Raw genomic sequence first — 22,417 nt, 5'->3', positions numbered from 1 at the left:
ATTCATGCCAATTATTAAAGTTAGGTTCTTAAAAACTGTTTAAAACTTAGCTGACCCTCGAAGACACAGTCTTCGCACTTGTTAACCTCTGGCGCAGACAGCATGGGGTGGCTACTCTGCAAAAACTGCCCGAACACTTCAGACCTCATAGGAGGTGGCTTCGACCACAAGAGTGAACTCGGCCAATCCACACTGCAGGATTCTTTGTTACCGGTTGCAGTGTGGCCATAAGATCGTCCGCTTATCGTCAGGGTCAGCGGTTCACCTCAGGACCTGCCCTGAGGTTCGGCACGGAAATGTCCGTGGACTTTTTCATAAAAAAAGGCCGCATAAGTACGGCCTTTTAGAGGGGTAATAATAATTCACTTAACACTTAACGCTCAGCGCATCATAGTGTTCATAAAATGAACAGTAATCACTTTATGAACATCCTAAACGTTCATTTTTTATTTAACAATGCATTTGAATTAAGTTTCTTCCAGAGAGTTGTTCTGCTGATGTTTAATTTTTCGGCAAGCTGCGTTTTGTTACCCTCATAGCGCAGTAATAACGCTTTAATTAACTGAGTTTCCATATCCTCTAAAGTTCCTGGATAAACCGACAATGGGAATTCTTCGTTTGGTTTTACGGGGTTATCTTTATTTAAACTTGATTGACCTAAATCTTTTTTTATGCTTACTTCTGAGCAGAGCTCAGGGAAAAAGGAAAAGAGCTCACCTTCACTTAAGGGCTTGTTGTTTCCTGCTAAGACTAGATAACGTTCGAGGATATTCTCTAACTCTCTTATATTGCCAGGATAATCATGGTTCTGAAGAGCTGATTCAAACTCAGGTGAAAGATTTGGTTTAGAGCCATGAGTATGTTCATAACGAGTGAGATAATGGTCCACCAAGTCCATAATATCTTCTTTTCTTTCCCTAAGCGGAAGTAAATGGAGATTTAATACATTAAGCCGGTAGTACAAATCTTTGCGAAACGTTCCCTCGGCTACAGCGGCGTATAAATCCTCATTACTGGCAGCAATTAACCGGACATTCAGCGGAATATTTTTTTCTCCTCCAAGTTTGCGCAGTTCTCTTGTCTGAATAACTCGTAAAAGACGGGCTTGTAAATCTTGAGACATCTTTCCTATCTCATCCAGAAATATTGTGCCTCCATCAGCAAGGGCAAAGAGACCGACTTTACCACCTTTTTTCGCTCCTGTAAAGGCTCCCTCTTCATAACCGAACAATTCGCTCTCTAAAAGATTGTCTGGCAGCGAGGCACAATTGACAGCAACAAAGGGACCGTTTTTGCGAGGGCTTTCATTATGAATGCTTTGAGCAAAAAGTTCCTTACCGGTTCCGCTTTCTCCCCTTATAATGACCGTACCCTCAGATTTGCTGAATTGTATAGCTTTAGTGATCGTTGCCTGAAGAGTTGGTCCAACTAAATCGTTGAACGTGTAATGGGCCACTAGACCTTTTTCAAGGATATAACGTTGTTGACGCTCCTCTTCGTCTCTCTTCTTTTGTCGATGGGATACAATTTCTCGAGCCCCCTCCAAGGCAGAGACTATCGTACTAAGGCTCGAAAAAATCAAGAAACTTTCCATACCAAAGGCTCTCGCCAGAAGCGCTCCCCGTTGCCCGCCGCCAACAGTAACTTCACAGCCATCATGATGAGCCTGTTCCATCTGAGCGGTTAGTTCACGGATGTTTCGAAAGGAATAATGTTTTATTTCTATTTGCAGGATTTTTCGAACTTTAATTAAAAACTCCTGGTCCATAAGGTTAGGATAACTGAAATATCCGATCTGAGGACTGTAATTTTTAGCAGCAGCTAAGGCCAGAAGAACGTCTGCTTCACTAGGAGCTAATGACAAAACCGGCAGAGAGAATGTTTGTTTTAATAATTCCGCCGTTGCTCCTCTGCTGATGATAGCATCTACGGTATATAATTCATTAAGATGCGAGACTTTTTCAAGAGCCTCTTCTAAAACAGCCTCTACAACGATGACCTTCATTTTTAACTTTGCGGCTGAATCTAAGACTAATCCCGTAAGTTCCGGATAAGCTGAAGTTACGATAACTTTACTCATAAACTCCCCTTAGTGTTTAATAAGAGAATAATTAATCTACTATTCTAAATTATCAGATATTAATTAAGCTTGCAATACGGTACTTAAAAAGAAAATATGTAATTATATTGTATAGGATATTTGGATTATATTTACAATGGAAGGAGTACTGTAATGATGTGACTTTAAAATGCCTTAACTTCAAAGCAGTTAATCAAAACACCATCAAAGAAGCACATTTTTCTGTTTAGAAAGTCAATATGGCTAAGTTGGCCGCCCAATCAATAAGTATAAGTCTATTTAATTATGCCTCCATTCGCTCCTATCCCCCATCTTTTTTAACATTCGTTGCTGCAGTCCGCCTCTTCCGGAAGTTTGACTATGAAGTGAGCCCCTTCAAGGATCTGGGTCAATACGTGAAAAGGAGTTGTTGCTACTTCACGATACATTCTGTGAGTATATAAATGGCGAACATTAGGAAAGTCTTGCTTGAATAGGCGTCTAACTTTGTCGCCCGCATAATCAGCATCTAAAAGAACATAGACTTCATCCTCGCTATATTCGGAGATCAATTCGTCTAGTTTATCCTCACCTATCGTTCCATAGGTACATGCTATTTCTACGGGTTCGTCTAAAATTTGCTGGAGACGCTGTTTATCAGTTTTTCCTTCAACAATAATCACTTTTCCCATGAATCCACCTCTGAACTTTCTAATAGATTTTCATAATACTGAGCTAGCCTCTGCGCTTCGTGACAGAAATATTCTACAGCTAGTCAACATTAAAATCAGAAGGAAGTTCAATTGGCAGACAAATTGTGATCCTCGTGCCTTTCTTCGGCTCGCTTTGGATTTCTATCCTTCCGTTTTGGAGATCTATCAACGCTTTAGCAATTGCTAAGCCGAGCCCAGTCCCTTTGCTGGTTCGAGATCCGTCTCCCTTATAAAAACGCTCCCAAATATGCGGTAATTGATCTGCAGTTATACCATATCCCTCGTCATCAATTATGATGATCAGCTCCTGTTTAGCCAGCAGAGAGATTTCGACGAAAATAGAAGTATTATTGGGTGAATGGGTAATAGCGTTATCCAAGAAAATAATCATGAGCTGACGTAACCGGTCATAATCCCCTAGAAAAGGAGGCACTTCTTCTTTAATTGAATAGGCTAATTTTATTGTTTTGGTATCAGCCAGACTTTGCAGGCTCTTTAAGGTATCGCTTAAAAGGCTTGTAAAATGAATGCACTCTCGATGGATGGCAGCTTTACCGGATTGCAGGTAAGAAAGTTCCAAAAGATCCTTTACCAATCGTTCTAAACTATGGGTTTCTGAAAGTATCTTTCGGTGAACATTTTGTATATCTTCCCAAGTCTCGATGTTTCCATCGTTTATTGCTTCAAGGTACCCCCGGATTACGGTCAGGGGAGTACGAAATTCATGGGAAACATTCGCTACAAAATCACGACGCAATTGTTCAAGCCGCTCACTTTCACTGATATCATGAACTAAGGCAACACACCCGGTTACGGCATCTTGCTTATCGACGATGGGGGAAATAGTAAATTGAAGTATCTTATCTGACCAGTTTTTAAGAATCTGAATGGTTTGCTTCTTCTCGAACACTTGAGCGATTTCAGGTTTGATTCCTAAAGCTTTAAAGTCTTTGTCAACATCTTCAACAGAGTAAGGTAAGATCCGGTTAAGGATTCCCGCAAGGGCTGCGTTAGTACTTACCGGTTCGAAGTTGTAGTTGAATGCCGCAATTCCTTCGGAAATACTGGACAAGATATCATTAAGTTTTTGCTTTTCCTGGAATAGTTCGTCAATGGTTAAACCAAGTTCTTGGGCCATAAGATCAAGAGACTTCCCGAGTTGTCCGACCTCATCACTTCTCTCCACTCCCGTTCTGGCATTATAATTGCCGTTTGTGATTTCAACAGCGGTTTGGTTCATGGCTTTTAAAGGACGGGTAAAGAGGATTGAATAAAATACGCCCAAGGCTACAGCGAGTAAAAATGCCCCCAATAAACTGACGCCTAATATACCGGTGGCTTTATTAAGGACACTGGTTATTCCTGTTACCGGAGTATGTAAAAGGACTGTACCTATCACCAAATTATGATCATCGAAAATGGGAACACCAATCGTAATGGTCGCTTCCCTATAGATGCTGCTGAAGCTTTCACTGATGGATTCTTGGCCTTTTAGGACATTTCGGATCACATTTTCGGCCTCTTGGGGAAGCGGTTCAGTATTCGTTAGGAAACCTTGACCCAAACCACTCCCTTTATTGTTTCCCTGTCTAGCCCCATATCCAAATCCTCTGCCTTGACCCATTCCCTGCCCTGGGATATTACCGGAGATTACAACAGGCAGGCCAGTATTATCAGTGATCCAAACCTGAGAGTCAGTTATAATATCAAGAGAACGTAGATAGGCGCCATAACCCCTCAGAGGGTTGTTAGGGCCTATTGACTTATCCTTAGAGTCTCCAATTACTTCAGCTGCCACAGACGCAACGCTGCGCGCACTGGTGAGCATTGCCTTTTCCCGACTGGCAAAGGCATATTGTTTAAAAAGCTGCATAAATAATACGCCAATGGCAATCATACAGATAGTAACTATTAGAACCAAACTAATGGTTAATTTGATAACTATTTTATTTTTAATCATGCTTAACCTCAAATTTATAGCCGACTCCCCATATTGTCCTGATATCCCAAGGAAGACCCGCAGGAACATTCATTTTAGCTCTTAAGCGTTTAATGTGAGTATCCACGGTACGAGCATCGCCAAAATATTCGTATCCCCAAACACTGTTCAGGAGATTATCTCTGGAAAAAACTTTTCCCGGGTTTGAAGCCAAGATCCATAGAACTTCGAGTTCTTTCTTAGTTAAAGAAATGGGCTTTCCCTCAATTAGAACTTCGTAATCTGAAAGTTTTATAACAAGACCAGGATACTCAATAATTTCGTTGTTTAGTTCTTCTGAAATGTCGAGCCTTCTTAGAACTGCACGGATTCGGGCCATAACTTCACCGGGACTAAAAGGCTTTACTATGTAATCGTCTGCCCCAATGTCTAACCCCATAATTCGATCTCCGTCTTCACCTTTCGAAGTTATCATGATAATTGGCACACTTGAGTTTTGGCGTATTTCCCGACAAACTGTAAAACCATCCTTTTTAGGCATCAGAACGTCTAATAAGATAAGCAGCGGCCGGTACTCGGCAAACTTAGAAAGAGTTTCCTCCCCATCACGCGCCACAATTGGATAATAACCTTCTTTACTTACGTAACTTTTTAATATATCGACAATACTCTCATTATCGTCAGCAATTAAAAGAAACTTGTTCATATTCGTCCCCCTACTCCAAGTCTATTTTACCATTATTTAACCGTTTGATTGTGACATATTTGTGGCACCTTTCATGTCATAAGAGGTTCAAACTTTTGTCATAATTTTGCCACATTTTATTTGTATCTTATCACTGTAAATATAATTGAAAGGGTGTGCAGAACAATGAAAACCTTTAAAAAAATTCTAGTTGCAGCAACAATGGCAGTGATGTTAGGGGGTGCCGGAACAGCCTATGCAGCCGTCATCACTAAGACACCTGCCGACATAGCCGCCAGTGTAACCGGCAAATCAGTGTCCGACGTAGTCCAAGAAAGGGCTTCAGGCAAAACTTACGGAACAATAGCCAAAGACGCAGGAAAACTGGAAGAATTCCAGGCTCAAATGTTAGAACAAAAAAAAGCTATCCTGGATCAAAAAGTTCAGGACGGTCAATTAACACAACAGCAGGCTGATCAAATCTATACAGCACTTAAAAACAATCAGGCTGTATGTGATGGAACAGGCAATGCTCTCGGAAAAACCTACGGGCTGGGACTTGGCAATGGTTCAGGTCTCCATCGCGGTCAAGGTATGGGGCGCGGAGGAAATGGTTTCGGCATGGGAGGCGGCAATGGAATGGGCTGCAGACTAAGTCTGAATCAGTAAAAACAGTGATAAAGAAATCCTTACCTGCTCCCTCGACACTTGGCCATCTGGCCTGCGGCTTCCTCGTTGACCTAGGCTAGAAGATGAAGTCAATGTCTTCGCACGTATTGACTCTTCTTGCAGTATACAACCGAAAGTTATACTTCCTTACCGTAAAAATAACTCCGCCTGAAAAATCAATCAGGCGGAGTTATTTGCTGTAACGTTCGTTAATAGTTATTACATATTTTCCGAAACCAACGTCGAAGATTCACTGCCGCGCATATAGGAAATAATGGCGGCCAGTAGACTCATGCCAAAAGAAATAGCAAATGCAGTTCTTAATCCCCCAATGAACTGAGCTACGGCAATCCCTTGCGAGCCAACTTGGGTGCCGGCAAAAAGGCCCTGCAGTGCCTCCGGGGTTATGCTTGAAGATATAATTGCCATTGAAAGAGCCATGCTGATTACACTACCTGCATTATTCATCATCGTTCTTACTCCACCTGCGATGCCTCTTCTTTGTGGAGCTACCGCTCCCATAATGGCACTGGTGTTAGGTGAGAAAAACATCCCTGAACCAAGTCCGGCAATAAACATCCAAATGGCTAATTCGAGAATCGACGTGGATTCTTTGATTTCCACCATACCGATAAGTCCTAAAGCTGAGATGAGTAAGCCCAGAGAACTGAGAACCCTCGAACCATAACGATCAGAGAGTTTTCCGCTGATCGGAGCCATTATCATCATGGATACAGCAAAAGGCGACAAGAGAATCCCAGCCATCACCGGATCTATAGCTTTAATTCCTTGAAAGTAAAATACCAGCAAGAAGGTAACAGCTCCTCGCGCTATCCCATTTAACAGATTGCTTGTTAGAGCAAACGCTAAGATCCTTGTTTTGAAGAGACTTAAATCCAGCATGGGTTCTTTAATTTTATTTTCAATTTGAACAAACGCAACCATAAAAATAAGAGCCAACGCAAAGAGGACTAATGTTGAGAGATTCAACCAACCTTTAAATCCGCCTAAAGTTAGAGCAACTAATAAAGCTAGCATGCCAATGGTAAAGAATATAGTTCCTAACCAGTCAAAGGATTGTTTTTGAGGAAGCCGCTCAACTTCTTTTATCTGTGACCATGCCCAAATGCTTCCTATGATCCCTATGGGGAGATTAATATAGAAGATCCATCTCCAGCCAATAGTAACAAATGCCCCTCCTAAGATCGGACCAATAACTGAACCAACGCTGATAATCATACCGTTTATCCCCAGGGCCTTGCCAAGTTCCCCCCGGGAAAAAGCATCTGCAACAATAGGAGTACTCACAGCTAAAAGTAACGCCCCGCCGATAGATTGTATTAGTCTAAAAAGAATAAGCTGCCAAGCAGTTTGGGAAAACCCGCAAAGCAGGGAACCAATGGTAAAAATAACGAATCCACTGACAAAGAGTTTTTTTCGTCCTATCATATCAGCAATTCTACCGATGGAGGGAACGAGAATAGTTATAACTAACATATAGATCATGACAGTCCAAATGATGGAGTTCATACTGGCATGCAATTCTTTCATGATATCAGGCAGGGCAATAATTAGCGTATTGCTGCTCAACACAGAAAGCAAGGCTCCAAGGGAAGTACATGACAAGGCTTTCCATTTATAATCCACTTTTCTCACGCTCTTTCTCTTCAAGTTCTATTTTGTAATTTGCTGCGTTTTCAGCCATTCTACGTAAAATCGCTTCAACCTTACGAATTTCCTCGTCATTAAAACCAGAAGTGATAAGGTTTTCCCAATCCATAATTACACTTTGGATTTCGGGAATAACGCTGTAACCCTTAGGCGTTAGGAAAACTTTATAAGCACGCCTATCCTTTTCGTCAATTTTTCTTAGTAAATAGCCTTCATCTTCAAGCCGCTTAAGAGTTTTTGCAGTTGTTCCTTTATCAATTTTTAAGAAATTAGATAACTCTTCCTGACTTTGACCATCTTGGCGATAAAGTCTCATCATCAACCCATATCCACTGCCAATATTTAAAGTTTCTAACCTTTTTGTTGAATAGGACTGACCATAACGATAAAGGGTAGAAATGTATCGGCCGATTAAATACTCATTTTTCAAACTTACCCCCACCTTAAATCATTGACCCATGATTAGTTTTAGATTAGTTGCAATAGCAACCTTTTTAGATTATAAAGCAGATTAGTTGTTATTGCAACTAATTTGTCCTTAAATGTTTTCCAGTTATTTTTTGCTTGAATAAAACAAACCCAGGATATTGGCATATATTGGTTAATAAGGAGGTGCCAAAAGATGTTTCTTGGAAGAAATCGCGTCTTGAATCAAGGAGGAGAACTCGGCAGTACGGATGCAGGGGAAAATACTGAATTTTTAAATCAAGTAAATCGACCCATGCCAAACGGCATGCAGCGTTTCCTAGCGAAAAAGGGTATTAGTTCCTATGATGACTTTTCAAACAGGGTACAATACGCTCCTCGAATGCCATTCAGAAGAGTTCGTTAATCTTGTCTATCAATTTCGCAAGCTCATGTTCATATAAACAGCCGCCTCATGAAAGGAGGCGGCTGTTTATGTTATGGTTTCAATCTTAAATTGTCTGATCTATATTCAGGAGTAATATCAATAACTTCACCCGTGGAAAAGTGTTTCGAAGGTTTGTGAAACAGTCCGGAATATTTTCTTCTCCAATATAAGCGCAAAATCCCGATTGCTCCTACCATGATAACTCCTATTAAGATGATTCCGAAGGTGAAGGCTGCCATGGTGATTACCACCCCAAAAATTGCGATAGACCAAAGAACTTTGGACAATTTTGGCATATTTCCCCCTCCTAGACTGTAATTAACAACATTATTCGTAGCGCACAGCGGTACAATTCCCAAGTATGAGGTAACATACCGCCCTTCCATAGATGGCGTTGAAACTTAAAACCTTCATATTAATAAAATAATTGATCAGCTATGCTAAATTACACTAACTCCGTCTCTTGGAGAGCCTAAGTGTCGTAAGGAAATTTTTCGAAACATCACTAAAAGGCCCATGCATAGTCGATAAATGGAATCTATATGAAGATTTGTTCCTGCAGTTTCATCAAAAAATACATTGATTTTTGACTCAAGGTCTTCAGTTAGTTTAGTATAGCATATTAGAATAGGCACTTTAGGTAATGGATACAAGGCGAGGGAAATATCTGAATCAAAGTGAGCTTTAACTGGTTTTCCGCTAAAAATATATATCATATCTTCGATCAAATCCGGATGGGCATCTAGAAGCAATTTTAAAGGCTTTTCAAACCTTTGATGAAAGAAACTATTCCATACTGTCTCCTTGCTTAATTCCCTGAAGGGAACCCATTTTCCGGTCGGATCATTGCCCGCTCCTTGAATGATATAATTGAGTAGCGGTGTTATAACCCAAACGTTGAGATGGCAGTCAGATATTACATTACCTTCAGAATCAACTGTGAAATCCTTTCCCAAGCACCTAATACTCAGTTTTTTTCCTGAAAGACCGGCTCCTAATCGTTCTGCTGATTTAGAAAAATCTACTCTGCTAATTTCCTTTTTTAATGGTTCAAGGACATTTTTAAGTTGCTCTTCCTGGGTCAATTGCCGAACGATTTTCCCTTCAATTTCCTCGATGAATTTCCTATCTAAATGAGGACATTCTGTAAGGTGTTTTTCTCCCTTGATTATGGCAGATGCAAAGGCCAGACAAGAAGCCAAGCCACAAAGTTTGCAATTTGATTTTGGGAGTAACTTATATACTTCTAAAGGATTATCCAAGGGCATTGAATTTAACCCCCTTTGAAACATACAACAAGATCAAAGAAATTTGCAATTAATCATCCTATTGATTAAACATCCAGTTCTAAGGTCGTTTGCAGAGCGATCTCGATCATGTTGCGGAAAGTTTTCTGCCGCTCTTCGGAGGTTGTGATTTCGTGGGTAATAAGACTATCACTTACGGTCATAATCCCAAGTGCTTTTACCTTAAACTTAGCCGCCAACGTATATAAGGCTGCTGCTTCCATTTCCACTGCCAAAACTCCAAACTTAGCCCAGTGTTTCCATTCATCAGGGTCATCGCCGTAAAACGTATCGGTACTTAATATATTTCCCACCCGAACCTGGACTCCCAATTTTTGCGCATTATTATAAGCTTTCATAAGCAAGGAAAAATCAGCCGTTGGAGCATAGTCCATGTTATTAAATCTAAGCTTGTTCATGCTGGAATCCGTAGATACACTCATGGCCAAAATGACATCTTTTAGGTGAATATCGTCCTGCATGGCACCGCAAGTTCCAATGCGAATTAAATTCTGAACCTTATATTCAGTAATAAGTTCGTTGACATAAATTGATATTGAAGGCATCCCCATACCTGTTCCTTGCACAGAGATACGTTTTCCTTGATAGGTTCCTGTAAATCCATACATTCCTCTGACTTCATTATAACAAACAACATCTTTGAGGAACGTTTCCGCAATGAACTTTGCCCGCAATGGATCGCCTGGCAAAAGAACAGTACTTGCAATCTCACCTTGTTTAGCACCAATATGTATACTCATGAAATTCACCTTCCTAATTAAACTATATAGCCCGAGTTTGGCGACATTTTTTACCAGTACTGGACGTAGCAAGGCTTTAGACCATGTGTAAATTAATTTTTGTCACTACAACGTGTTTTTCAGTAAGAAATCATCAAATTGGTTGATCACTTTTGGTTTCATCATTTTTTCGCAATGAAACAATTTGACCCATTGTTCCTGCTGTTCCGTCATCTCCGTAATAGTTAGAGAACGTTGGGTAGAGCTTTTTAAGCCAACCTGATTTAATTGACAACTGCTTACCTGCCTTAGTAGCTCTTCAGATGATAGTGCGATTCCTGAATTCCTGAGGATTATCTCGATTGAGTTTATCAGCAAGTAAGCTATAATGCATATGCTCACATGGGCTTTTACACGTTCTGGCCGTGTCAAATAGATAGGGCGTAGAGCAAGCTGTGATTTCATCTCGCGGAAAGCTTCTTCAATCTTATTTTTCTCTCGATACTTTTGAATCACATCCCTTTGTGGTATGTTCAAATCGTTCGTAATAAAACAGGTTATTCCGTCCAATCGCCTTTTCTGCTGTTCCTTGTTCTTATCAATCTCGGCCGATAATCGGAAAGATTGTACAATTCGTGTCGTCTTATCACTTTTAGTTACTGTCAGTTCAATAGGCGTAACAGTCACGAGAAGTACCGATTTGAGTTTTCGTTTAGCAATCATTGTCTTGATATCTCGCTCAATCGTTTCCTTATTACGCGACTTTTTGGCAACCGCCAGACTGTCATTTTTCTCCGTGATCCAAGCCATGGCCTGAGCTACTCGCTTTTCTCTTGATTCAATGTCCTCATAAAATCGAGTAACATCAAAAGAGAAAATGAATCGGCGCTGATCAATTTGCCCCTCACGTGTATAAAAAAACTGATTTTCATCCGTTGGCTGAAATTCATGAAGTGCTAGTATCTGCTCATAATCATCTTTTGAAGCAGGCTCTGGCATGAATTCGTTGAATAGCGAGTGGCTAGCCATCTCATCCTTGTCCATTGCCGACAAATAGGTGAGTTCTTGCCGTTCAAGAAGGTTTAAATGATCATCGGACACCATGCCTCGATCAAATACAAGATGACATCGAGTCAAACCAAATCGTTTTTTCAATTCTTTGACCACGTCAGGCAGCGTGGTGACGTCCTGAGTGTTACCTTCAAGCACCTTCCAATAGAAAGGAGAACCAAGAGGAGTAACCATTAATGCGATTACAATTTGTTGCAAGTCGGGGCGGTGATCTCTCGAATAACCCAGCTTGGCAATAACACATTTGCTACCTTCCAAATAAGTTGAAGTAATGTCATAGAAAAAGCCTTCCCCGACTGAAGGATCAAACTGCAGAAGTTGCTGATAGAGATGAGCCTGTAAGGCAGATTCCCGCTTGTTCAGATCATCTAATTCACGATAAACAGCAAAATCAGAAGGTTTGGCTGAACTACGGTGTATTGCTGGTAAAACCGTATCTTGAACCCACTCCATGACATGGATTTTACTTCGAGGTTCTATACAACGATTGAGGACCATCGCTTCTGTAAGCAAGCCATTAGAGAAAAAGCGATGCAAGTTGAATTTCTCCCACAGCGAATGTAATAGAAGGATGGGTAGAAACATCCAATGCTTTGTGACTACGATATCGGAACTCTTAGTAAGGGAAAGATCAGCATCCTGCTGAACCTGAAGAATCATTTTCATCCTTGTGGCATCCTCGTCGGATAAAACACCAAGGTTTTGAATGAGACGGTGCTTGGGTTTTCCATCTTTATCTCGATAAGAAGCAACAATTTTGTAGTAACTGTAGGTTTTGCCTTCTTTTTTAATGGTAACTTTCTTTAGAAACATTTGTAGCCTCCAAGAGCAATATATTAGGACTACAAATATTATATCACAAATACCTATAATTAGGTATATTTTTGATTTATTTTGCTAATTATTTAGGACTACATATTTAGAGGTGAGGCCTGAATCCCTTGCGCCGCAAGGGATTGGAAATATATGTCGCCAAACTCGGGATATAGTTTAACTTATTTTACCTGATCCATTTATGATCTGTCCACTTTATAAAGCTATTATTCAGATTTAACATAATTGGGAAGTATAATATGACTGCAAATAAGCCTGCCAAGGGGCAGGCTTATTTGCAGTCATTTGGACATCATCCAAATTAAATTTTTTCAGAATATCCTCTTAGAGACTGTTAGTAGAACATCTGCATTTGCACAATCGTTAATTTTAAAAGGTTCCCTCCGATTATGCTGTCCCGGAGGGACAAAGAGGATATACATGAAAAAGACTTAAGGACAGTTGTCCTTACGACTACATTATACAATATTGAGAAGGGGTTTGCCTCGTGGTAAGATTAGGGAACTATGGCAGTATACAACTGGAAGTTATACTTTCTAACAGGTAAAAAAGGCCACTTTATAGTGGCCTTTTTCATAGTAAATAATCCCGCAAAGTTCCCCTAGAATTAATGGATAAACGGCTCTGGATTAATTTTTAACATTCTCAAACCATACAGACTATAAACCAAATTAAGTTAGGTTAGCAAACTAATCTCGACAAATCCTCCACTACTTCTGATTAATTGTGTTCCGGGTACAATCCTCTGAAATCTCGACTAAATTTCTAAGCTGAATCAATGATTAACTGATTACCAAAGAAAATTCACGCGGACTTACGAAAACAGAGTAACACGGAGGAACTTTGCGGGAAAGCTTTCATAAAACTGAAAGAAACTACCTGCATAGGTAGTTTACCATCCATCGAATTCAGCATCTGTAATACCGCAATGCTGAAACTTCCGAGGAATCGAAACGTTACCTAGCAATGCCCTAACAAGAATTTAACCGAATCGTTTTATTTACTGTTTATAATTCTATTATAATCAGTTTTATTCTCTTGTCAAGAGCATTTAGTTAAATAAAATTCCCTCCATCAACGACAATCGTCTGCCCTGTTACAAAACCGGCATGAGCGATAAGAGCATAAACAACTTCAGCAATGTCCTCCGGCGCAGCTACTCGGCCAAGAGGAGTGCCTGCGGCCAGGTGCGCAATATGTTCATCCTTTCCCTCTACCCACCGGGTCTGCACGATTCCCGGGGCAACCGCATTAACCCTTACTTCAGGGGCTAATACACGTGCTAAAGATTTGTTTACGCTGATAACGGCTGCTTTCGATGCGGAATATGCAATAGAACTGCCTAACCCCGTAAGACCGGCAATTGATGCCATATTAATAATACATCCCCGGGTTTTTTTTAGTTCAGGGGCCGCTGCGCGGGAGCAAAAAAACGTTCCTTTGACATTAACTCCCATGATGTCATCCCAATACTCGTCTTTTAACCCTTCAAGGTCAACATGATCTACAAAGTGCGTCATACCGGCATTATTGATAAGAATATCTAATTTCCCAAAATCATTGATGACTTTCTTGACCATGATTCTAACTTCCTGATCATTCGCTACATCTGCACGGTAAGTAGAACAACGAACACCCAAGCTTTCTGCCTCAGCCTTCGTTTTTAAAGCATCCGCTTCCGAGCGGGAATAATTAATTGCAATATTAACTCCGGCTTTAGCAAGTATCAGAGCGATGGCTCTTCCGATACCGGTGCCACCACCAGTAATTAGAGCCACATTCCCTTTGAGCATATGAAATCCTCCTTATTATACTACTGATATGTTTCTTGATTCATTGTTATAATGTATATTGTTTTCAAGTATATCGCACACTTTAAAACTCCACAAGCTTAATTCCCAAGAGACTAGGTAGTAAAGTGGCAACGACTTTGGCTATTTGCACCCGCTTTTGGTTTTTCGAGTTAATATTATATAGTGTCCCCGAAATTTCTTAACTAGAATGAAAACTAGGCTTTATGAACTTGCAAGAAGTTTGCGAAAATCATGAGCCGCTTGGTAAATATCATCTTGAGCCAGAATAGCTGATACAATGGCAACACCGTCTATCTTAGCAAACATCACTTGCCGAATAGTTTGCTGGTTGATTCCGCCAATGGCAACCACCGGGATTTTCACAGACTTTTTAATAAGCTCAAGCTCATGAAGACTGACAAGTTTAGCATCGGCTTTTGTTGAAGTGCTGTATATGGCTCCAGCTCCAAGATAGTCTGCCCCTTGTTCTTCAGCCAGAAGAGCTTCGGCTAAGCAGCTGACAGAGACCCCTATTATTTTATCGGGAAATAGTTCTTTTGCTTTACTCATGGGAAGGTCATCTTGACCAACGTGCAATCCTTCGGCATTGACTGCCAGTGCTATATCTAAACGATCATTGATGATCAACGGTATTTTATAGCGTGATGTTAGGTCTTTTAACTCATAAGCTATGTTAAGAAACTCTCCGGTAGATACTGATTTTTCCCGAAGCTGAACCATGGTAACTCCGCCTTGGATGGCAAGTTCAACACTTTGAATTAAATCTCGACTGCCTAAGAGCACCCTATCCGTAACTAGATATAAACTATAATCCGCCTTCATTTTACTCATAACTGATCTTACTTTCTTGGGCAAGTAATTCAGGAGTCAGATTATAGATGCTGTCAAACAAACGGGCCCGGAACGTTCCAATTCCTTCTCCGTGGTGGAGAGAGGCATGAGCAATTTCCCCCGCTAATCCCATACAGGTGATTCCCGCAATTGTCGCAGCAAAATAATCCTTTGTCACGCCGCAGAAGGTTCCGATTAAGGAAGTTGTCATGCAGCCGGTCCCGGTAACATCAGCCAATATCCGGTGACCGTTGTTCAATTTACACACTTGTTGTCCATCAGACACAACATCGGTTTTTCCTGTGATAGCAATAACACAGTTGAGAGTGAAGGCGAGTTTTTTAGCAACAACACTGCTGTTATTTTCATCAGCCAACGAATCTACGCCTTTGATAGCAACTTCTTGGCCTGCTATGACGCTGATTTCGGACATATTTCCCCTTATAACTTCTGGGGTAAGGACTTCAATCAATTTTTGAGCAGTTTGCGTTCTCAGCTTTGTTGCTCCAACACCAACCGGATCTAAGATAATGGGAACCCCCAACTCTTTGGCTCGCGTTCCGGCAAGCAGCATGCTGTCGATGGTCCTGGAGTTCAACGTCCCGATATTGAGAACTAATGATGAAGCAATCCCGACCATTTCTGCAACTTCCGCCTGATCATCTGCCATAACCGGGGAGCCCCCCAAGGCAAGGACAATATTCGCACAATCGTTTACCGTCACATAGTTAGTTATGTGATGTATTAAAGGTTTATTTTCCTTAATCAATTTAAAATTGGTCATGATTCTTTCACGCAGTTCCATTTTTATCGCTCCTCTTTCCTTACATACGTTTCGCAGTATTAATTATTAAATCCCGCTTTTTGGTAAAGTGAATAAAAGTGATGAGTAGGTCCAACACCTTTCCCAATATCCAAAGAATGTTCAATCGCTTCTATAATGTAATCTTTAGCCAGCGAGACAGCTTCGCTTAACGGATAGCCCAAAGCAAGATTGGATGTTATGGCAGAAGACAAAGTACAGCCAGTTCCATGAGTGTTCTTTGTCTTTACACGCTGTGAAGTATAATACTTAAAGTTCCGACCATCGTAAAGAATATCCGTTGAATCGTTTTCGAGATGCCCGCCTTTGAGAAGAACATTTTTAGCCCCCATCTGATATATGTATTTTGCTGCACTCTCCATCTGGGTAAGGTTCTGAATGGTCATTTTTGTCATAACCTCAGCCTCTGGAATATTAGGGGTTACGACAGTTGCTAAAGGCAAAAGTTCACGAATTAAAGTTAGCTCTGCTTGAGGGTTTAGCAGATGGTAGCCGCTTTTTGATACCATAACCGGATCTATAACAATATTCTTCGGCGCATAAACTTTCAATAATTCTGCTATAATCTCAATGGTCGATATTTGTGAAACCATACCGACCTTTAATCCATCAACTTCAATGTCTTCAAAAATCGCCTTAATTTGTGCAGCGATCACCTCTCTTGAAATATCTTGTACCGCAAAGACGCCTTGGGTGTTTTGAGCAGTTACAGCCGTAATAACACTCATCCCAAAAATGCCATGGGCAGAAAAAGTTTTTAAGTCTGCTTGAATCCCTGCCCCTCCGCTGCTGTCGGAGCCGGCTATAGTTAATGCCTTTTTCATGATTTTCCTCCCTTAGGATTACTATTTGCCAGAGAAAAAGAGCTCAAACCCTGCCTAGGATCTGAGCTCTTAATATTTTCATAAAAAGAGTAACTGCTTACCTACGCTGGCATTATCCAGATCAGGTTTTAGGGTCTCAGACTTTTTAGGGTCTCAATCTCAGCCGGCCTCTCCAGCTCCCCCGCTTTCAAATTTATCCACTTTTCCTTAATCTAACATGGTCAAATTTCAAAGTCAACACTTAATGACTGACGCCCTTTGAAACAGAATAGACTTAATAGCGAATTTGTTTTCAACGATGTACACTCGGTTTAAGCAAGTACAAATCTTTCAATTTGTTATCCTTTGATTTTGAAATCTAACGACTTCACGAAAATTTTACGAAAAATGTCCGTCAAATGTGCTAATGTAATATTAAGACTTAAACTACAGGAGGCATTTTGATGGTCGACCCAATGCTTATAACCCTAATCGTTCTTGTATCTATTTCAATCCTTTTGTTAATTCTCTTGTTGCTGCGCACCTCTAAAAATTCCTTGACTCCTATTACCGGCAAATTTGAGCTGTTGGAGAAAAGCCTCGAACGCAGCGAGCGGTTGGTTCAGGGGGAAATTTCCAAAAACCGAGAAGAATCTATGCTCAATTCCCGTCAAGTGCGTGAAGAACTTAGCCAAACGGTGCATACCTTTAATAATTCTGTTTTAGCACGTATGGCAGAAATAGCTTCTCTCCAGCGCAATCAATTGGATATCTTTTCCGAACAGTTAAATTCTCTTACCAAAACCACAGATTTAAAAATGGAACGACTGCGTCAAACTGTAGAAGAACGACTTTCGCGGATTCAACAAGATAACGCACAGAAGTTAGATCAAATGCGCGCCACTGTCGATGAAAAACTCAGCGCCACTCTTGAACAACGCTTAGGGGAATCCTTTAAATTGGTCAGTGAACGGCTCGAAGCTGTATACAAAGGGTTGGGCGAAATGCAGACCTTAGCCTCCGGTGTCGGGGATTTAAAGAAAGTCTTATCCAATGTAAAAACCCGAGGAATCATGGGCGAGATTCAACTGGGTAATTTGCTTGAGCAAGTACTTACGCCGGAGCAATATGCTACAAATGTGGCGACGAAGCCTGGCAGCAATGACCGCGTTGAATTTGCAGTTAAACTGCCGGCCCGCGATGGTCAGGACAGTATTCTTTGGCTTCCCATTGATGCCAAATTCCCCTTAGAGGACTATGAACGATTAATGGAAGCACAAGACCAAGTGGATATCCCACACATTGAAGAGTTCGGAAAATCTCTGGAAGCTCGCCTAAAATCGGAAGGCAAAAGTATCCATGATAAATATATCGCTCCTCCCCACACGACAGATTTTGGCATCCTATTTTTGCCTGTGGAAGGTTTATATGCCGAAGTTTTGCGGCGTCCCGGTTTATGTGAAATTCTTCAGCGAGAATATAAGGTCATCATTACCGGGCCAACAACACTTGCCGCCTTACTTAACAGTTTACAAATGGGATTTCGAACCCTTGCCATTGAAAAACGGTCAAGTGAAGTTTGGAATCTGCTGGGTGCCGTAAAAACGGAATTTGGCAAGTTTGTTGAAATTCTCGAAAAAACGCAAAGAAAACTTCAAGAAGCAAGCAATACCATTGACACCGCAACTCGAAAATCCCGAACCATCGTACGCAAACTAAAAACTGTTCAATCTCTGCCCGTGAACGAAACGGACCTGTTATTAAGACAAACCGAATCTGACAATGCCGAGATTGAAGAATAGGAAAATCATGAGCAGAGCTGCCAAATCCTTATTTGAATTTGACAGCTCATTATTTTGGGCACCCTTAATATTGCGTTAATTATTCTGTACTAAACTTAGATTAAGCTAAAGATTATTCTGATTTCACCTAAGTTGATCATTTAGATCTTAATTAATGAATCGATCTCTTTTCCATAACTCCCAATATGCCCCTTCGTGCTGTAAAAGTTCGGCATGAGTTCCTCTCTCGATAATCCTGCCTTCCTTCAGCAACAAAATCTCGTCCATTATTTCCAATCCCGAGAAATTATGGGTTATTAAAATAGTTGTTCGACCCTCCATAAGTCGGTAAACCTCGTTTAGTACCTCACTTTCAGTAATCGAATCAAGACCTGCTGCTGCTTCATCCAAAATTAAAATCGGTGCATTCTTTAATAAGACGCGGGCAATGGCTAAACGTTGTCTTTGTCCTCCTGAGAGCTTAAAACCGCCTTCACCAATGTAACTGTCATAGCCATTGGGTAAAGAAGTAATGAATTCATGGAGCTTAGCCTGACGTGCCGTATCCATGAGTTCCTGATTCGTTGCAGAGGGTTTTGCTAAGAGAAGATTTTCTTTGATAGTTGCATTAAAAAGATAAGTCTTTTGAGTTACGACTCCGATTATCCTCCTTAACTCCTCTATGTCATACTCTGGTAGACTATGATCCCCTAAGGAGATCTCACCTTTTTCACAGTCCCAAAATCTCAGGATGAGGTTAATAATGCTTGTTTTCCCAACTCCGCTTGAGCCGACGATGGCGACTTTGCTGCCTTGAGGGATGGTAAACGAAACATCCTTCAAAACCCAAGGTTCTGTCTTTTCATATCGAAAGCTTACTTCTTGAAAACTAAGTTTCAAGTTGTCTGCTCTGGGGATAAGCTTTCCTGGGTTCTCTCTTGAATCTTCGTTTTTACTTGAATCTTCATGTTCTCTTGAATCTTCATGTCTTATCTTATCGTTTTCCCTATTATAATCATGTTTCTTTCTATCTCTGCCATCTTTTGTCTCTTCCGGCTTCATTAGGTCTAAGAGTCGATCCGCCGAAACAAGGTTCTGTTCTAAGTGGTGAGGAACAAGGGCTAAAGGAAAGACGGCTTCAAAACTGCTTAACGTTCCAAGGGCTAACATCCCTAAATTAACTCCATTCAGTCTTCCCTTTTCCACAAGCAGAATTCCTAAGACCAGGATAAGCCACATTCCCAGATTAGCGATCAACCCTGTCAGGGCTGCGGAAAAAGCCGCTAATTTTGTTATCTTTCGTTCGCACTCAATCAACTCATCGTTGGTTTCTCGGAATTTGATCAGGTGATCCCCGACCTGATGATATGACAACAGCTCCGTCATGCCCAAAAGTCCGTCAGCGACTTGGGTATTCAAATGCGCCTTAAGGAAGATAATCTGAGCCCCGATACCCTGTCCCAATCTTTTAACCAGCCAAGGAACTATGACCCCCGCTATGACAAAACAGGCGGCAAGGATATACGAAAGTCGAATATCATAATTCGCTAAAAATATTCCATAGCCAATAAGAACGAAAAAAGCCGCTATAGGTGGTGCGAAAACCCGAAGATAAAAGTTCTGTTGTGTCTCCACGTCCGCCACAATGCGGCTCAATAAATCTTCACTGCGCAAGCCGCCTAAACGAGCTGGAGCAAGAGGTTCTATTTGCTCGTAGAACTTGACCCGTATCTGACTTAAGACCCGAAATGTGACATCATGAGATAGGTAGCGTTCCAGGTAGCGAAATACTGCGCGGGAAAGTCCAAAGAAACGGACACCTACGATGGTCACCATTAAATCAAGAATTGGCGGGTGAAGAGCTGCTCGAGCAAGCAAATAGGCCGAAGCAGCCATTAGACCAATATGGCTCGTAATGGTTAGTACACTTAGAAAGAGTGCCAAGAGAATTCTTGGCCAATAAGCCAGCATCAAACGGGTTAACCAGCCTATACTTTTCATAAAGAGCTCCCTCTTGCTTTCCTGACCAGGTCATAGTAAAGCCCTTGTTTTTCCAACAAAACCTCATGATTTCCTTCTTCAACAATCCGCCCCTGATCCATAACAAGTATACGATTTGTGTGCTGAATCGTATTGAGCCGATGAGCAATGATTATGGAGGTCTTGCCTTGAGTTAAATTATTCAGGGCGTTCTGAATAGCATCTTCACTCTCTAGATCTAAAGAAGAAGTTGGTTCATCAAAAATGAGCAGCGGAGCATCTTTTAAAAAGATTCTGGCCATTGCAATTCTTTGAGCTTGTCCCCCGCTTAAGCGATATCCGCCTTCCCCCAGGATTGTGTCATATCCCTGAGGAAATGACATAATAAAACCATGAGCATTGGCAGACTCGGCAGCATTGATTACTTCTCTCATCTCCGCCTGAGGCCTTCCGAGAAGGATGTTTTCTAAAATACTGCCGGCAAATAGATAAGGGTTTTGAGAAATATAACCTATTTGTTCCCGCCAATTGTCCATGGAGATAGTCTCTAGCAATTTACCATTAACATAAATTTGTCCGGACGTGGGTTCAACGAAACCCATTAACAGTTGAACCAAGGAAGTTTTTCCTGCCCCGCTGGGACCCACAAGAGCAATGCTTTCTCCGCTGCTTAGAGATATATTGATATTTTGTAAGGCAGGAGTTTCATCCTGGTCGTAAGTCAATGAAACGTGCTCAAAGGTAATCTGATAAGTTTCCGCAAGTATATCTATGGTACAGTGATCAATGCCGGACTTCGCCATCGTTGGCAGAGGCGCATCAAGGATCTCATAGATTCTCACTGCCGCATTTACCCCGGATAATCCGGCATGGAAATTTAGGCCAAGAGTTCTTAGCGGAGTGTAAAATTCAGGAGCAAGCAACAGTAGAAATAACCCGGTGGAAAAAGATAGAGTGCCATAGACAAGTCTTAAGCCAATGGCAACAGCTACCAGAGCTGTACTCATTGTTGCGAAAAATTCGAGCATCAGGGCTGATAAAAAGGCGATCCGTAAAACACTGAGGGTTGATTCTCGAAAAGAATTGCTGACTCTGGCGATGACTCTGATTTGATCTTTAGATCGCCCGAAGACTTTTAGAGTGGTAATTCCCCGCAAGATATCTAAGAAATGCCCGTTCATCCAGCTAAGACTCTGCCACTGCTGCAAGGACTTCTTCTCAGCTAATTTCCCGATCAAGATCATAAAGATGGGGATTAGAGGTCCGGTCAAAAGAAGAATACTTCCGGATTTCCAATCTTGTGGAAATACGAAGGATAGGATGATTATAGGTATCATGACTGCCAAAAGAAGTTGAGGAATATATTTGGCAAAATAATCAACCAGTGAATCAGTTCCACTGACAAGAGTAGAGATTAACTCACCGCTTTTTTCTTTTCGGATATAGAGTGGACCTAAGGTAAACAAACGATCGATCAAGCGCTGCCGCAAATTGCTTTTGACCCGTAAGGCTGCTTCTTGGGCAAAGACTTCACTTCCCCATTGAAAAAGTGCTCTCGTTAAAATAATACCCAGTATTATACCAAGGGCAACGCCAACGTTTTTTAAAGAAAGGCCTTTCAGGAAAACATTGGCTACCGTTTGGGAGAAAAACCAAGCTTGAGCCACGGCCAATAAGGCAATCCCACAGCCTAAACTTAGCGAGAGAAAGAGGAATCCCCTGACATGATTCGCTTCTTTAACCAGACGCCGATCAAACAATTAATTCATCTCCTAAGTTTTAACGGTGAATTCACATAAAAATGAGGGCTTTTCCCTTTGGCATTCTAGATTTAAATCGAAGGAATGCTTTAAGAACAGGCCCTC

The 22,417-nt window shown here is 41.2% G+C and carries 19 protein-coding genes, 1 pseudogene and 1 riboswitch; of the genes and pseudogenes, 3 read left to right on the top strand and 17 right to left on the bottom strand.

The window, feature by feature from the left end:
- Positions 1 to 439: 439 nt before the first annotated feature.
- The 4 genes from DESACI_RS11340 to DESACI_RS11325 form a co-directional block, all read right to left on the bottom strand.
- A complete protein-coding gene (locus DESACI_RS11340) occupies positions 440 to 2,080 on the bottom strand; it encodes a sigma-54-dependent Fis family transcriptional regulator (protein ID WP_014827335.1) in 1,641 nt (546 codons plus the stop codon).
- A gap of 317 nt (positions 2,081 to 2,397) precedes the next feature.
- A complete protein-coding gene (locus DESACI_RS11335; protein ID WP_014827334.1) occupies positions 2,398 to 2,751 on the bottom strand; it encodes a toprim domain-containing protein in 354 nt (117 codons plus the stop codon).
- 79 nt (positions 2,752 to 2,830) lie between these two features.
- Positions 2,831 to 4,732, bottom strand: coding sequence for an ATP-binding protein (locus DESACI_RS11330; protein ID WP_014827333.1), 1,902 nt, complete (start codon positions 4,730 to 4,732; stop codon positions 2,831 to 2,833).
- Positions 4,725 to 5,417 (bottom strand): response regulator transcription factor, encoded by a 693-nt coding sequence (locus DESACI_RS11325; protein ID WP_014827332.1) that lies wholly within the window; start codon positions 5,415 to 5,417, stop codon positions 4,725 to 4,727. Before DESACI_RS11325 ends, DESACI_RS11330 begins: the two co-directional genes overlap by 8 nt.
- A gap of 165 nt (positions 5,418 to 5,582) precedes the next feature.
- On the opposite strand from DESACI_RS11325, the gene DESACI_RS11320 reads away from it, so the two are divergent.
- Positions 5,583 to 6,065, top strand: a complete 483-nt coding sequence (locus tag DESACI_RS11320; RefSeq protein WP_014827331.1) for a hypothetical protein — start codon at positions 5,583 to 5,585, stop codon at positions 6,063 to 6,065.
- A gap of 219 nt (positions 6,066 to 6,284) precedes the next feature.
- On the opposite strand, the gene DESACI_RS11315 is transcribed toward DESACI_RS11320, so the two are convergent.
- Both DESACI_RS11315 and DESACI_RS11310 read right to left on the bottom strand, forming a co-directional pair.
- The gene (locus DESACI_RS11315; protein WP_041276058.1) at positions 6,285 to 7,721 is read right to left on the bottom strand and encodes an MFS transporter; all 1,437 of its coding nucleotides are present in this window, start codon (positions 7,719 to 7,721) and stop codon (positions 6,285 to 6,287) included.
- Positions 7,702 to 8,166 (bottom strand): MarR family winged helix-turn-helix transcriptional regulator, encoded by a 465-nt coding sequence (locus tag DESACI_RS11310; protein WP_014827329.1) that lies wholly within the window; start codon positions 8,164 to 8,166, stop codon positions 7,702 to 7,704. The genes DESACI_RS11315 and DESACI_RS11310 overlap by 20 nt, the downstream gene beginning before the upstream one ends.
- Before the next feature lie 192 nt (positions 8,167 to 8,358).
- On the opposite strand from DESACI_RS11310, the gene DESACI_RS11305 reads away from it, so the two are divergent.
- Positions 8,359 to 8,568, top strand: a complete 210-nt coding sequence (locus DESACI_RS11305; RefSeq protein ID WP_014827328.1) for a hypothetical protein — start codon at positions 8,359 to 8,361, stop codon at positions 8,566 to 8,568.
- A 71-nt stretch (positions 8,569 to 8,639) separates the two neighbouring features.
- Here the strand turns inward: DESACI_RS11305 and DESACI_RS11300 are convergent, their stop codons facing one another.
- The 9 genes and pseudogenes from DESACI_RS11300 to thiD all read right to left on the bottom strand — a co-directional run bounded on the left by DESACI_RS11300 (position 8,640) and on the right by thiD (position 16,812).
- The gene (locus tag DESACI_RS11300; protein WP_014827327.1) at positions 8,640 to 8,885 is read right to left on the bottom strand and encodes a hypothetical protein; all 246 of its coding nucleotides are present in this window, start codon (positions 8,883 to 8,885) and stop codon (positions 8,640 to 8,642) included.
- Positions 8,886 to 9,029: 144 nt separating this feature from the next.
- Positions 9,030 to 9,674 carry a DUF3786 domain-containing protein gene (locus tag DESACI_RS11295; RefSeq protein ID WP_345788493.1) on the bottom strand — a complete coding sequence of 215 codons (645 nt, stop codon included), beginning with the start codon at positions 9,672 to 9,674 and terminating at the stop codon, positions 9,030 to 9,032.
- A 60-nt stretch (positions 9,675 to 9,734) separates the two neighbouring features.
- A pseudogene (locus tag DESACI_RS25675) lies at positions 9,735 to 9,857 on the bottom strand ((Fe-S)-binding protein); the annotation flags it as partial.
- A gap of 65 nt (positions 9,858 to 9,922) precedes the next feature.
- Positions 9,923 to 10,636 carry a purine-nucleoside phosphorylase gene (gene deoD / locus DESACI_RS11290; protein ID WP_014827325.1) on the bottom strand — a complete coding sequence of 238 codons (714 nt, stop codon included), beginning with the start codon at positions 10,634 to 10,636 and terminating at the stop codon, positions 9,923 to 9,925.
- A gap of 105 nt (positions 10,637 to 10,741) precedes the next feature.
- Positions 10,742 to 12,499, bottom strand: coding sequence for an IS1634 family transposase (locus tag DESACI_RS11285; protein WP_014825279.1), 1,758 nt, complete (start codon positions 12,497 to 12,499; stop codon positions 10,742 to 10,744).
- A gap of 1,076 nt (positions 12,500 to 13,575) precedes the next feature.
- Entirely contained in the window at positions 13,576 to 14,313 is a 738-nt protein-coding gene (locus DESACI_RS11280) for an SDR family NAD(P)-dependent oxidoreductase (RefSeq protein ID WP_014827324.1), read from the bottom strand.
- A 222-nt stretch (positions 14,314 to 14,535) separates the two neighbouring features.
- Entirely contained in the window at positions 14,536 to 15,165 is a 630-nt protein-coding gene (gene thiE, locus DESACI_RS11275; RefSeq protein WP_014827323.1) for a thiamine phosphate synthase, read from the bottom strand.
- The gene (gene thiM / locus DESACI_RS11270) at positions 15,158 to 15,970 is read right to left on the bottom strand and encodes a hydroxyethylthiazole kinase (protein ID WP_014827322.1); all 813 of its coding nucleotides are present in this window, start codon (positions 15,968 to 15,970) and stop codon (positions 15,158 to 15,160) included. The genes thiE and thiM overlap by 8 nt, the downstream gene beginning before the upstream one ends.
- Before the next feature lie 38 nt (positions 15,971 to 16,008).
- Positions 16,009 to 16,812 (bottom strand): bifunctional hydroxymethylpyrimidine kinase/phosphomethylpyrimidine kinase, encoded by an 804-nt coding sequence (gene thiD, locus DESACI_RS11265; protein WP_014827321.1) that lies wholly within the window; start codon positions 16,810 to 16,812, stop codon positions 16,009 to 16,011.
- 80 nt (positions 16,813 to 16,892) lie between these two features.
- Positions 16,893 to 17,005, bottom strand: a riboswitch (TPP riboswitch).
- Between the two features lie 250 nt (positions 17,006 to 17,255).
- Here thiD and DESACI_RS11260 point away from each other — a divergent pair.
- Complete coding sequence (locus DESACI_RS11260) at positions 17,256 to 18,593, top strand: DNA recombination protein RmuC (protein ID WP_014827320.1); 1,338 nt, start codon at positions 17,256 to 17,258, stop codon at positions 18,591 to 18,593.
- A 147-nt stretch (positions 18,594 to 18,740) separates the two neighbouring features.
- Here the strand turns inward: DESACI_RS11260 and cydC are convergent, their stop codons facing one another.
- Both cydC and cydD read right to left on the bottom strand, forming a co-directional pair.
- Complete coding sequence (gene cydC / locus DESACI_RS11255; RefSeq protein ID WP_014827319.1) at positions 18,741 to 20,573, bottom strand: thiol reductant ABC exporter subunit CydC; 1,833 nt, start codon at positions 20,571 to 20,573, stop codon at positions 18,741 to 18,743.
- Positions 20,570 to 22,312, bottom strand: a complete 1,743-nt coding sequence (gene cydD / locus DESACI_RS11250) for a thiol reductant ABC exporter subunit CydD (protein ID WP_014827318.1) — start codon at positions 22,310 to 22,312, stop codon at positions 20,570 to 20,572. The genes cydC and cydD overlap by 4 nt, the downstream gene beginning before the upstream one ends.
- Positions 22,313 to 22,417: the final 105 nt, after the last annotated feature.

The sequence above is a fragment of the Desulfosporosinus acidiphilus SJ4 genome (assembly GCF_000255115.2).
GTDB lineage: Bacteria > Bacillota > Desulfitobacteriia > Desulfitobacteriales > Desulfitobacteriaceae > Desulfosporosinus > Desulfosporosinus acidiphilus.
The sequence above is the reverse complement of the archived record's forward strand: the minus strand, read 5'-3'. Positions and strand labels throughout refer to the sequence as shown.

What these genes read in the sequence shown, in the direction of transcription:
- thiD (WP_014827321.1), bottom strand. Translation starts at nt 16,812, where the DNA reads ATGAAAAAGGCATTAACTATAGCCGGCTCCGACAGCAGCGGAGGGGCA.
- DESACI_RS11260 (WP_014827320.1), top strand. Translation starts at nt 17,256, where the DNA reads ATGGTCGACCCAATGCTTATAACCCTAATCGTTCTTGTATCTATTTCA.
- DESACI_RS11285 (WP_014825279.1), bottom strand. Translation starts at nt 12,499, where the DNA reads ATGTTTCTAAAGAAAGTTACCATTAAAAAAGAAGGCAAAACCTACAGT.
- DESACI_RS11300 (WP_014827327.1), bottom strand. Translation starts at nt 8,885, where the DNA reads ATGCCAAAATTGTCCAAAGTTCTTTGGTCTATCGCAATTTTTGGGGTG.
- DESACI_RS11330 (WP_014827333.1), bottom strand. Translation starts at nt 4,732, where the DNA reads ATGATTAAAAATAAAATAGTTATCAAATTAACCATTAGTTTGGTTCTA.
- DESACI_RS11280 (WP_014827324.1), bottom strand. Translation starts at nt 14,313, where the DNA reads ATGCTCAAAGGGAATGTGGCTCTAATTACTGGTGGTGGCACCGGTATC.
- deoD (WP_014827325.1), bottom strand. Translation starts at nt 10,636, where the DNA reads ATGAGTATACATATTGGTGCTAAACAAGGTGAGATTGCAAGTACTGTT.
- DESACI_RS11320 (WP_014827331.1), top strand. Translation starts at nt 5,583, where the DNA reads ATGAAAACCTTTAAAAAAATTCTAGTTGCAGCAACAATGGCAGTGATG.
- thiE (WP_014827323.1), bottom strand. Translation starts at nt 15,165, where the DNA reads ATGAGTAAAATGAAGGCGGATTATAGTTTATATCTAGTTACGGATAGG.
- DESACI_RS11335 (WP_014827334.1), bottom strand. Translation starts at nt 2,751, where the DNA reads ATGGGAAAAGTGATTATTGTTGAAGGAAAAACTGATAAACAGCGTCTC.
- DESACI_RS11305 (WP_014827328.1), top strand. Translation starts at nt 8,359, where the DNA reads ATGTTTCTTGGAAGAAATCGCGTCTTGAATCAAGGAGGAGAACTCGGC.
- DESACI_RS11325 (WP_014827332.1), bottom strand. Translation starts at nt 5,417, where the DNA reads ATGAACAAGTTTCTTTTAATTGCTGACGATAATGAGAGTATTGTCGAT.
- cydC (WP_014827319.1), bottom strand. Translation starts at nt 20,573, where the DNA reads ATGAAAAGTATAGGCTGGTTAACCCGTTTGATGCTGGCTTATTGGCCA.
- DESACI_RS11340 (WP_014827335.1), bottom strand. Translation starts at nt 2,080, where the DNA reads ATGAGTAAAGTTATCGTAACTTCAGCTTATCCGGAACTTACGGGATTA.
- thiM (WP_014827322.1), bottom strand. Translation starts at nt 15,970, where the DNA reads ATGGAACTGCGTGAAAGAATCATGACCAATTTTAAATTGATTAAGGAA.